This is a genomic window from Anaerobutyricum soehngenii, from assembly GCF_009697165.1.
Lineage (GTDB): Bacteria > Bacillota > Clostridia > Lachnospirales > Lachnospiraceae > Anaerobutyricum > Anaerobutyricum soehngenii.
In genome coordinates, this window is sequence record NZ_VULP01000002.1 from 58,858 (window position 1) to 70,782 (window position 11,925).

Consider the following 11,925-nt stretch of genomic DNA (forward strand, 5'->3'; position numbering starts at 1 on the left):
ATGAGAGGGATAAAGATTGTCTGTGTTGGCAGAGTAAAAGAAGAATTTTTTAAAGAGGGTATTGGACATTATGTAAAAGAAATCCGAAAGAAATACCCGATGGATATTTTGGAATGTCCAGATGAACCGACACCGGATTCGTGTCCCGAATCTGTGGAAAGACAGATTCGAGACACAGAGGGGGAACGGATTTTAAATAAAATAAAAGACGATGAATATGTTGTTGCTCTTTGTATTGATGGAAAGCATTATAGTACACAGGAATGGGGCGACCGGATAAACAGAATTTTTTTGCAGGTACCTTCACAGGTGACTTTTGTGATTGGTGGTTCGCTTGGCCTGTCGGAGAAAGTGATACGAAGGGCAAATGAAAAGTTAAGTTTTTCGGCACTTACTTTTCCGCATCAGATGATGCGCCTTATTTTATGTGAGCAGATTGCCCGAGTTGTGTAGTGACATATTCCCTTAAAAGCTGCAGAAGGATAAAAAGGAAAAAATACAGGCATCCGCTGACAGCGAGAATATAAAATGCAGGAATCTGCAGAGAAACCGCAGCAACTTTCCAGCATTTTTTTGAAAGAATTCCGCAGATTATCGCAGTAATCACAGGATAAAGAATCGTCTTTTGGACACAAAAGGAAAAAGGTATCGTGCGATAAATATAATAAATATTTAAAAGAAGCTGAAGGCTGTATCCGGCAAGAAGTCCTAATAAATATCCGAAAATTCCTTTGGAAGGAATAAGGAGCAGAATAAAGAAGATTCGGATTCCAACACCGAGAAGATTGTGGTAGAGTGTCTGTTTTGTCTTACCGAATCCGTTTAGGATACTGGATGTTGTTTGTGCAGCATACATAAATGGACAAAGAAGAGAGAAAGAATGAACATATTCTCCGGCTTCCTTACTGTGAAAGATGGTTTCTCCGAGTATGGTTCCGTAAATAAGAAAGGCAAACGTGCTGAATATACCGATGAGAATACAAAAGTGCAGGCTGGCAGAAATCGTTTTCTCCATTTGCTGGTGCTGTTTTCGGTCATAGGCAGAAGAGATAGCCGGCATAAGCATTACAGATAAAGAGTTTACAATTGTAGCGGGAAAGAATAGAAACGGTAATGCCATGCCGGTTAAAGTACCATAAGTTTCTAAAGCATGAGTATGACTTTGGAAAAATATGTTCAACATAAAAGGAATTAACATCGTTTCTAAGCTGCTGATTACAGTGAGGCTGAAATGATTGATGGAGATAGGGAGACTAAAAGAAAAAAAGTGAAAGAAAAGTTTTTTTGCCGGAATAAGAGCAGGATCGCTTCGATGAGTATCTGCTCTTTTTTTTGTATTTTTCTTTTTGAAGATTACTTTCTTATGAAAAAGGGAATTTCTGTTTTCTAAAAAGTATGTACGAAAATAGGCAAGAATAGTATAAAATGTAGAAACTCCTTCTCCAAGCACCATTCCCCAGGCAGCAATACGAGCATCGGCACCTAAAATAAAAATGGTAACAGAAAGACAATAAATACTTCCAACGCGGGTGATCTGCTCCACAATCTGACTAATCGCGGGTACAGCAGAGCGGTTCAAACCGATGTAATAGCCATGGAGACAGGCTTTTATGGACACAAAGGGAAGAGAGAGTGCTGCGATTTTTAAAGAAGGAGCAGCAGAAGCTTCTTTTAAGACAAATGTACTTAAATAATCAGCACCTTCAAATAAAAAAAACATTAATATAATAGAAAGAAAAAAAGAGAGAAGGCAGCCGAGTTTTACAAGCCGGTGTGCGTTCTTTTTTTGCCCTTTTGCAAAAAAACGGGAAGTAAGATTAGAGATTCCAGTCTCAAAGCCATGACAGCATAAAGAAAAACATAGCATATATACTGGGAAAATCAGCTGATAAATTCCAAGTTCTTTTGCACCAATCAGATTAGAAAGGAATATTCTGTTATAGAATCCGAGTATTCTAGCGAGAAAACCAGAGATTGTTAAAATTAATGTTCCGGTAAAGATTGTTTTTTTATAGGAAGTTTTATATGACATGAAAACACCATAGATAAAGGGTTATTTGATTGTATGCAGAAATAAAAGTATCTATTCAGAAGCAATTCGTAAAGAATGATGGAAAAGAGGAAAGCCTATGCAGCAGATTTATCTTGATAATGCAGCAACAACACCGGTTCGTCCGGAAGTAGAAGAAGTGATGCAACCATATTTTTGCGAAAAATATGGGAATCCTTCTGGAATATATAAAATGGCATCAGAATGTCGGCAGGCGCTAGAAACGGTCCGCAAACAAATTGGGAAGACGCTGAAAGTATCCGCAGAAGAAATTTATTTTACATCAGGTGGGACGGAGTCAGATAACTGGGCGATAAAAAGTACAGCACAAAGATTAAAAGAAAAAGGAAAACATATTATTACAAGTAAAATTGAGCATCATGCAGTATTAAACAGCTGTGCTTATTTAGAAACACAGGGATTTGAAGTGACATATCTTGATGTAGATGAGTGGGGGTGCGTTCGTTTCGATGCGCTTCAAAGAGCGATACGAAAAGATACGATATTAATTTCTATTATGTATGCTAATAATGAAGTAGGAACAATACAGCCAATCGGGCAGATTGGAAAAATTGCAAAGGAAAATGATATTTTCTTTCATACAGATGCCGTACAGGCATATGGACAGATTCCCATTGATGTTAAAAGAGAAAATATACATTTACTAAGTGCAAGCGCACATAAATTTAACGGACCAAAAGGGGTGGGATTTATTTATATAGATAAGCGTGTGCCTGTTATGTCTTATATTCATGGAGGAAAGCAGGAGAGAAATCATCGGGCGGGAACAGAAAATGTTGCGGGAATTGTTGGTATGGGAAAGGCAGCAGAGATCGCATTTGCCGCACAGAAGGAAAGAGAGAAAAGAGTGCAGCAAATGAGGGAGTATCTTATGAAAAAACTTTGTGAAGAAATACCATATTGTCGAATAAACGGAAGTGTTGCGAGGAGGCTGCCGGGAAATTGCAATGTCAGTTTTCAGTTTATAGAAGGAAATGAATTATTGCTCTTGTTAGATGATAAAAATATATGCGCTTCTGCTGCTTCAGCATGCAGTACGGGAGATACTGCTCCTTCTCATGTGCTTACCGCCATGGGGATTCCGGAAAAACTGGCTCGGGGAACATTGCGACTTACGATTGGCTATCAAAACACGCAGGATGAAATCGATTACACGATAAAATGTATCAAAGAAGCAGTAAAAAAACTGAGAGAAAATGCAGAGGATTATCGAATTTACAAAGAAAATTTTCCTTGCAATATGATATAAAATATAGTATTATAAACAGCGGAAGTTTTTATGAACTTCCATTGGACCAGTAGCTCAGTTGGATAGAGCAACGGTTTCCGGAACCGTGTGTCGGGGGTTCGAGTCCCTTCTGGTTCGTTTTTTTTATGCATTTTAATAGAGGAATAACATGAAATACGAAATATATATACAGGAATCTAAGAAGTCACAGAAATTCTGTAAGAAAGCAATCGCAGAATATGAGAAACGTCTTAGCCGCTATTGTAAGATTAGTTGTAAGTTTATAAAGAAAGAAAAAGAATGGGAGTCTTTGTTAGTAAAAGATACAGGGATGAAGAAGTTCATAGTACAGCCAGGCAAGGCGGAACTTACATCAGAAAAACTAAGTGAACAGATAAAAAATTGGGAAGGTTCCGGAATAAAGGGAATTATGTTTTTGGTTCCGGAATGGAGCGAAGAAATTTTGGCTGATGACCAGACAAAGATGGCATCAAAAACAAAACAGCCAATAATGATAGAATCTCTGATTCTCTCAGACTTTACCATGTCTTCTAATATGACAGGTATGGTTCTATATGAGCAGATCTATCGAGGATACCGAATACTCAACAACCATCCTTATCATAAGTAAAACGAATTACCGGATACTCTATAATATCTCTAGACAGTATTGACAGAGAAATTATAGAGCATCCGGTAATTATTCTTTTTCAAGGTCATCTGTTTCGATGCCAACTCCTCTTGGGGGAACAGCAGTAGAGAATACAATCTGTGTCTGTGTGTTCCCAAATCTTTGCAGATGTCCGATAAAGGTGTCTAATTCCATTGTACTTGGAAAGGCTACCTTTAACATGATTGAATATGTACCAGTAACACAGTTGCATTCAAGTACATTTGGACAATCTTTGACATAAGGATAGAACTCATCCTTTTGTTTTGGGTCTAAAGTCAGATTGATAAATGCAGTAATATGATATCCAAGAGCAACGGGATCAATCGTTGCATGATAGCCGGTGAGAATGCCGGCTTTTTCCAAACGTTCTATTCTTGTAGAAACAGCAGGAGAAGATAAAAATACTTTCTGCGCAAGATATTTTAAAGGATATCTGGCATTCTCCTGAAGAAGAGAAAGAATTTTTCTGTCTATTTTATCCATAATATGTTACCTCCAAAAGTGATTTAATGTACTCTAGGATTCTTTCATAAACCTTAAAATGAAAAAAAGGAAAACAAAAAAGGAGTATTCCTAAACGGAACACTCCTTTGTGTTCTTTGATTATATATCATTTGAAAAACGATTTCAAGAAAAAATTTATTTTCAAATAATAATCAGGGAAGAATTAGCAAACGCCCTGTGCAAGCATAGCATTTAATACTTTCTCGAAACCAGCGATGTTAGCGCCAGTTACATAGTCGCCTTCTTTGTTGTAACGTTTTGCAGCATCATCAATGTTATGATAAATGTTAACCATGATGTTTTTAAGCTTGCTGTCAACTTCTTCAAATGTCCAGCTTAATCTTTCGCTGTTCTGGGACATTTCAAGAGCGGATGTAGCAACACCACCGGCATTAGAAGCTTTACCAGGAGCGAACCATACACCGTTTTCCTGTAAGTACTTTGTAGCATCTAATGTAGTAGGCATGTTAGCACCTTCACATACAGCGATACATCCGTTAGCAACTAACTGTTTTGCATCTTCAAGGAAAAGCTCGTTCTGAGTAGCACATGGAAGAGCAATATCACATTTAACAGACCATACACCACGTCCTTCGTGATATTCACTGTTTGGACGATACTTTTTGTATTCTGTTAAACGAGCACGTTTAACTTCTTTGATTTCTTTTAATGCAGCTAAATCGATTCCTTCTGGATCATATACCCATCCAGTAGAATCAGAACAAGTTACAACTTTTGCGCCAAGCTGCTGACATTTTTCAATAGCATAGATTGCAACGTTACCAGCACCGGAAACAACAACTGTCTTACCAGCAATGTCATCGTTGTGGCATTTTAACATTTCTTCTGTGAAGTATACAAGACCATATCCTGTAGCTTCTGTTCTTGCAAGGGAACCACCATATGTTAAGCCTTTTCCTGTAAGAACACCTTCGTAAAGACCTTTGATTCTCTTATACTGTCCGAAAAGGTAACCGATTTCTCTTCCGCCAACACCGATATCACCAGCAGGTACGTCAGTGTCTGCACCGATATGTTTGCAAAGCTCTGTCATAAAGCTCTGGCAGAATGCCATAATTTCACGATCGGATTTACCCTTAGGATCGAAATCAGAACCACCTTTACCACCACCGATTGGAAGTCCTGTAAGAGAGTTTTTGAAAATCTGTTCAAATCCTAAGAACTTGATAATACCCTGGTTTACAGATGGGTGGAAACGTAAGCCTCCCTTGTAAGGTCCGATTGCGCTGTTAAACTGAACACGGATACCCATGTTAACCTGAACCTGTCCATTGTCATCAACCCATGGTACGCGGAACTTAATCATTCTTTCAGGCTCAGTGATTCTCTCTAAAACAGCCTGTTTTTTGAATTCTTCTTCATTCGCTTCAATTAATGGGCGGATTGTTTCAAATACTTCAGTAACTGCCTGATGGAATTCTGGTTCACTTGGGTTTTTCTCAATAACTCTTGCAAGTACGTCATCAACGTAAGACATAGTTTGTTCCTCCTTGATATTGTATATTATACATATTTTTAAACTCCTGATGATTGACAAAAAAATATCAGAATCAAGTCTCTCATCAAGTTCTTTTTCCGCGCTCTATTATACTATATTGTGAGAAGTTATTCAATAAAAAGAATAAGCAAAAGTACAACTTTTTTTAAAAAAATTTCATAACCCGACATTTAACTTCATATTTTTAAGTGCAAAATGAGAAAAAATGATAGTTGTAGCTGCAAGAATTTCATTTTTTCAGTTTGCAAAAAAAGAAAACTATAAAAAATAAAAAAAGAAAAAGGGAATCATATAGATATATATAAAAGAGCCATTGTTAATAGAAAAACAATAAAAGACATAAGGATAATTCTGTTTAAAGTGTGAACTTAATGTGAAAAAAGGCATATGTTCACAAAATTATCGTAAATTAAGAATACTATACTACGTGTAAATTTAAACAGGAGGCTTATTTTATGATAGAAGTAAAAAACTTAGTCAAAGATTACGGAAAACACCATGCAGTAAAAGATATTAGTTTTTCCGTACCTGACGGACAGATTGTAGGTCTGCTTGGACCAAACGGTGCAGGAAAGTCTACAACAATGAATATAATGACCGGATATATTTCTGCGACTTCTGGTGAAGTGAAAATTGGTGGATATGATATTTTAGAACAGCCCTTACAGGCAAAGAAGTTAATTGGGTATCTTCCGGAGATTCCTCCTCTGTATGAAGATATGACAGTAGAAGAATATTTGAATTTTATTTGTGATCTTAAGGGAATCCGTAAAAAAACAGAAAAAGAATCATCGATCAATGAAGTAACAGAAGCAGTAAAGATTTCTGATATGAAAAAAAGACTGATTAAAAATCTTTCCAAAGGATATAAACAAAGAGTAGGGCTTGCGCAGGCACTAATTGGAAATCCACCACTATTAATCCTTGATGAGCCGACGGTAGGTCTTGATCCAAACCAGATTATAGAGATTCGTTCTTTGATTAAGAGTCTGGGCGAAAAGCACACGATTATTTTAAGTTCTCATATTTTATCAGAAGTGAATGCAGTATGTGATTATGTACTTATTATAGATAAGGGAACATTAGTTGCAGAAGACACACCAGAGCATTTATCAGAAGATTTTTCAGATACGGACAGTATTATCTTATCGGTAAAAGGAGATAAGGAAAAAGTAGAAAAAGTATTAAAAGCTTCAGAATATATTAAAGATTACAAGATTACAGGAGAAAAAGAAGACATTGTTGATGTGCAGGCAAAAACAGCAACAAAAGAGGATATCCGCGATAATTTGTTCTTTGAATTTGCAGAAGAAAAATTGCCGATCATCAAGATGGAACGAGAAAGTTTATCTCTTGAAGATGTATTCCTGAAACTTACCGGACAGGATGTGGAAGAAGTAGAGTCAGAGGCAAAGAAGGCTTCGGAGCAGATTGAAAAGCAAAGCCATCATGGTTTTTCTTTTAAAAGAAAGAAAAAAGCAGAAGACGTAAAAGAGGAGGATAAGTAGAATGAAAGCCATTTATTTAAAAGAAATGAGAAGCTATTTCCACTCACTGGCAGCTTATATTTATTTTGCTCTTTTTATTGCTGCAACAGGAGTTTATTTTTCAGTAATCTGTATGTCTTACGGGTATACAGACTATTCACAGTATGTATTTTCTAACAGTACAATCTTATATATTGTTATTGTGCCAATTCTTACCATGCGTTTATTTGCGGAAGAAAAGAAGCAGAGAACAGACCAGCTTTTGTATACTTCCCCAATTCGACCGGGAAGCATTGTCCTTGGAAAGTATCTGGCATCTGTAACACTGCTTGCTATGTCTATGTTAGTAAGCCTTATAGAAGCCGGTGTATTAAGTATGTTTGGAAATGTAAGCTGGAAAACAGTTCTTACCGGCTGCCTTGGTTACTTTCTTTTAGGCGCCTGCCTGATGGCAGTAGGTATGTTTGTATCTTCTATCACAGATAATCAGATGATCGCAGCAGCCTTATCCTTTGCAGTAGTTTTATTTTGTATGTTACTTCCGAATATCTCAAATGTTGTACCAGGAAGAGCAAGATATACGTATCTCGTATGTGTGCTGGCAGTACTTCTTGTTGCATGGTTCTTCTATGACGAGACAAAGAACATGAAAATTGCAGCAGGAGTGGGCATTGCTGGTATCGCTGTGATTGGTGTTTTAAGCAAAGTAAAACCTGCGCTGTTTGATAACGGTCTGTCTAAAATCATTGACTGGTTTTCTGTATTAGATCGTTTTAATGACTTTTGCAGTGGAATTTTAAATGCATCTTCTATTGTATACTACGTATCATTTATTGCAGTATTTTTATTCCTGACAATGCAGGGAATTGAAAAACGCAGATGGAATTAGGAGGGCATAAAATGGCAGGGAAAAAGATGAATACAAAATTAAAAAAAGGTATTTTTTCAGCAGTAGCAGTTGTTGTTCTGATCGCAGCAGTTATTGCGGTCAATATATTTGTAACAAGTAAAAACTATACAGTAGATGTAACAGCCAATAAAATTTACTCACTTTCAAAACAGACGAAAAAAATAATAAAAGGGTTAGATAAAGAAGTTACCATATATGTAGTGAATAAAGAATCTGATGTAAATTCTTCTTATGAACAGGTCTGGAAAGAATATAAGAAAAATTCTGCAAAAATAAAATTTGTTTATAAAGATCCGGAGCTGTATCCGAACTTTACAAAGAAATATGTAGATAGCAGTGAAGAAGTTGCAAATGACAGTATGATTATAAAATGTGGTAAGAAATACCGCTATGTTTCTGCAAATGACTATGTTTCCTACAGTTATGGAAGTGACTACTCCTATTCGGCAGATTCTCTTCAGTTAGAAAGTCTTACAACAGAGGCAATTAATTATGTTATTTCAGATTCCACACCAGTAATCTATACGTTAAGCGGACATTCGGAACAAAGTTTTGATTCAAGTACGACAAGTAGTTTTGAGGGAGATAATTATTCAGTAAAAACATTGAATCTTCTCACAGAACAGAAAGTGCCGGATGATTGTTCGATTCTGCTCATCAATGGTGCGCAAAAAGATATCACAAAAGATGAGCTTAAGATGATTAAAACTTATATGAAAAACGGTGGAAAGATGTATGTATTCTTAGATGCGAGAGTAGAGAATCTTACAAACTTATACAGCCTGCTTCAATCATATAATGTAGAACCACAGAAAGGTGTTGTGGTAGAAAGCGATGCAAGTAAATATACACAATATCCAATTTATCTGCTGCCGACGATTGAAAGTTCCGATGCAACTTCTGCACAGTATAACAGCAATGTTTATGTCCTTGCTCCAAGTGCAAAAGGTTTAAAAGATATCACAGAAAAGAATGCAAAGAAAGATTCTTCTTCATCCGATTACACTGTAACTTCATTACTTTCCACAAGTGATGGCGCTTATTCCAAGGTAGATACATCAAGTTCCACGTTAAATAAGGAAAAGAAAGATATCAGCGGTCCATTTGACATCTCTGTAGCGGTATCTGATTCTTCTGGTGGAAGAATGATTGTAACTGGATGTACGAACATGCTGCTTCAGGATATTGATCAGGCAGTAAGTGGAGCCAATACGGACTTTGTATTAAATGGTGTGAATTATCTTGCAGAACAAAAGAGTAAGATATCGATCAGGGCGAAGAGCTTAAAAACAGAGAATGCAGTCGTATCGGCATTTAACCAGAAAGCAACATTGATTATGACAGTATTTGTGATTCCATTGGTAATACTTGCAATCGGAATCGGTATTGTGATAAAAAGAAGAAAACTTTAAAACCTGATTTGTAGATTTCGTGTAGACGAAAAAAGAAAGAATACCATATCCCATCTGCTCTGTAGTCGCTGCATTTAAGATGCTCATCTGCATCTTAAACACGCTCCGAAGCCGCATCTGGGATATGGTATTCTTTCTTTTTTTTATCTAATCTAAATCTACAGTTGGTAAGAATGGGGATTTTCCAGAAGATTATGACTTTTCGAGAAATTAAATTCAAAAGAGCTGACATTTAAGTTGTTGTATATACATGGAATTTAGTTATATTAGAAATCGTAGACTTTTGGACAATCCCCTTGTTTTTTAACTGAGTTGTGGGATGAGGTTAGAAAGCCGCTGGTTTTTTGAGGAAAAATGAAGTATTTAGCGTAACGGAACAAAATCAAACTTATAAGAATTCGCTTTTTTTTAGAAATCTCAATGCAATTCAGCAACATACAACAATTTGAATGTCAACTCTTTAGAATTTAATCCCATGGAAATCCACAACCTTCGCGAGAATCCCCATTCCCGCGAACTTGAATAGTCAGAAAAAAGAAAAAATGCCCTATCCCAGATGCGGCTTGGGAGAGTAGTTAAGATGCGGACGAGCATCTTAACTACAGCGATTACAGAGCAGATGGGATAGGGCATTTTTTCTTTTTTCGTCTATACAAAATCAATCTATAAATCTTTATGTAATCTTAATATGGTAGTCGATATATTTATACTATCTTTGAATGCGGACATATATAATGAGGGGAAACATGCCGGATGAAATAGTAATAACAGGAGGGATTTATGTCAAGGGACATACATAAAAAGAAGCATTTGTCTTCTTTTCAATTAATTATTCTGGGATTTGCAGGTGTTATTTTATTGGGGGCAATTATATTAATGTTGCCAGTTTCTTCTGCCGAGGGAGTGATGACTCCATTTAATCAGACGCTTTTTACATCAACTTCCGCGGTATGTGTAACGGGACTTGCTGTCTTGGATACAGGTAGTTACTGGTCTGTTTTTGGACAGGTAGTGATTTTACTTTTGATACAGATAGGAGGACTTGGTGTGGTTACTGTTGCCGTTTCTGTATTTATGCTGTCAGGCAGAAAGATTTCTCTGATGCAGCGCAGCACGATGCAGAATGCAATTTCTGCACATAAAGTAGGAGGAATTGTCCGTCTGACAAAGTTTATTTTAAAGGGAACATTATTTGTTGAGATGGCAGGCGCATTAGCGTTGCTGCCGGTTTTTTATCATGATTTTGGCAGGAAAGGGATATGGATGGCAGTATTTCATTCCATATCGGCTTTTTGTAATGCTGGATTTGATATTTTAGGTACGCCCACGAATCCATTTCCATCCATTACGGCTTATGCAGGAAATCCGATTGTAAATGTAGTGATTATGTTTTTAATTATAGCAGGTGGTATAGGATTTCTTACGTGGGAGGATATTTGTATTAATAAAATCCACTTTAGAAAGTATCATATGCAGAGTAAGATTATACTTGTGACAACCGCACTTTTGATAGTTTTACCAGCTGTTTTTTTCTTTTTTTCTGATTTTACTCATCTGTCAGTGGGAAAACGGTTGCTTGCATCGGCTTTTCAGGCAGTAACTCCAAGAACTGCCGGATTTAATACTATGGATATTTCTAAAATGACAGAAGTTTCAAAAGCAATGATTATTATACTTATGCTTGTCGGAGGTTCGCCAAGTTCTACGGCAGGAGGTATGAAGACAACAACTTTTGCAGTGCTTATATTGAATGCATTTGCCACATTCCGGAGTCAGGAAAATGTCGAAACATTTGGAAGAAGAATCGAGTGCAGTGTGATAAAGAATGCATCAACGATTGCAATGATGTACTGTATGTTATTTTTATGTGGAGGAATTACGATCAGTGTATATGAAGGGCTTCCACTTTCGGAATGTCTTTATGAAGCAGCATCAGCGGTTGGAACAGTAGGGCTTACATTAGGAATCACACCAAAGCTTCATATAGTGTCACAATTCATACTGATCATACTTATGTATCTTGGAAGAGTAGGAGGACTTACTCTTATTTATGCGGTCCTTTCAAAGAAAAAGAAGGGAAATGCAAGGTTACCGTTAGAAAAAATAACAGTAGGATAAGTG

The 11,925-nt window shown here is 36.7% G+C and carries 10 protein-coding genes and 1 tRNA gene; 8 read left to right on the top strand and 3 right to left on the bottom strand.

Going from position 1 to position 11,925, the window contains the following annotated elements:
- Positions 1–453 carry a 23S rRNA (pseudouridine(1915)-N(3))-methyltransferase RlmH gene (gene rlmH, locus FYJ25_RS01730; RefSeq protein ID WP_154580375.1) on the top strand — a complete coding sequence of 151 codons (453 nt, stop codon included), beginning with the start codon at positions 1–3 and terminating at the stop codon, positions 451–453.
- Here rlmH and FYJ25_RS01735 read toward each other — a convergent pair.
- Complete coding sequence (locus FYJ25_RS01735; RefSeq protein WP_154580376.1) at positions 419–2,032, bottom strand: putative polysaccharide biosynthesis protein; 1,614 nt, start codon at positions 2,030–2,032, stop codon at positions 419–421. The two genes, rlmH and FYJ25_RS01735, sit on opposite strands and share 35 nt — an antisense overlap.
- Positions 2,033–2,129: 97 nt before the next feature.
- Between FYJ25_RS01735 and nifS the strand changes: the two genes are divergently transcribed.
- From nifS to FYJ25_RS01750, 3 genes are all read left to right on the top strand, one after another.
- On the top strand, positions 2,130–3,320 hold the full coding sequence (nifS, locus tag FYJ25_RS01740; protein ID WP_154580377.1) for a cysteine desulfurase NifS: 1,191 nt from the start codon (positions 2,130–2,132) through the stop codon (positions 3,318–3,320).
- A 43-nt stretch (positions 3,321–3,363) separates the two neighbouring features.
- A tRNA-Arg gene (locus tag FYJ25_RS01745) sits at positions 3,364–3,437 on the top strand.
- A gap of 31 nt (positions 3,438–3,468) precedes the next feature.
- Positions 3,469–3,930, top strand: a complete 462-nt coding sequence (locus FYJ25_RS01750) for a 23S rRNA (pseudouridine(1915)-N(3))-methyltransferase RlmH (protein WP_154580378.1) — start codon at positions 3,469–3,471, stop codon at positions 3,928–3,930.
- 69 nt (positions 3,931–3,999) lie between these two features.
- Here the strand turns inward: FYJ25_RS01750 and FYJ25_RS01755 are convergent, their stop codons facing one another.
- Positions 4,000–4,455 (bottom strand): Lrp/AsnC family transcriptional regulator, encoded by a 456-nt coding sequence (locus tag FYJ25_RS01755; protein WP_021908238.1) that lies wholly within the window; start codon positions 4,453–4,455, stop codon positions 4,000–4,002.
- A gap of 184 nt (positions 4,456–4,639) precedes the next feature.
- Positions 4,640–5,974: an NADP-specific glutamate dehydrogenase gene (gene gdhA, locus FYJ25_RS01760; protein ID WP_154580379.1), complete on the bottom strand. Its 1,335-nt coding sequence runs from the start codon at positions 5,972–5,974 to the stop codon at positions 4,640–4,642.
- Positions 5,975–6,450: 476 nt separating this feature from the next.
- On the opposite strand from gdhA, the gene FYJ25_RS01765 reads away from it, so the two are divergent.
- From FYJ25_RS01765 to FYJ25_RS01780, 4 genes are all read left to right on the top strand, one after another.
- Complete coding sequence (locus FYJ25_RS01765) at positions 6,451–7,503, top strand: ABC transporter ATP-binding protein (protein WP_021908236.1); 1,053 nt, start codon at positions 6,451–6,453, stop codon at positions 7,501–7,503.
- 1 nt (position 7,504) lies between these two features.
- On the top strand, positions 7,505–8,371 hold the full coding sequence (locus FYJ25_RS01770; protein ID WP_154580380.1) for an ABC transporter permease: 867 nt from the start codon (positions 7,505–7,507) through the stop codon (positions 8,369–8,371).
- Positions 8,372–8,382: 11 nt separating this feature from the next.
- Entirely contained in the window at positions 8,383–9,804 is a 1,422-nt protein-coding gene (locus FYJ25_RS01775; RefSeq protein ID WP_167513756.1) for a GldG family protein, read from the top strand.
- A gap of 780 nt (positions 9,805–10,584) precedes the next feature.
- A complete protein-coding gene (locus FYJ25_RS01780) occupies positions 10,585–11,922 on the top strand; it encodes a TrkH family potassium uptake protein (RefSeq protein WP_096239470.1) in 1,338 nt (445 codons plus the stop codon).
- The last annotated feature ends 3 nt before the right edge of the window (positions 11,923–11,925 follow it).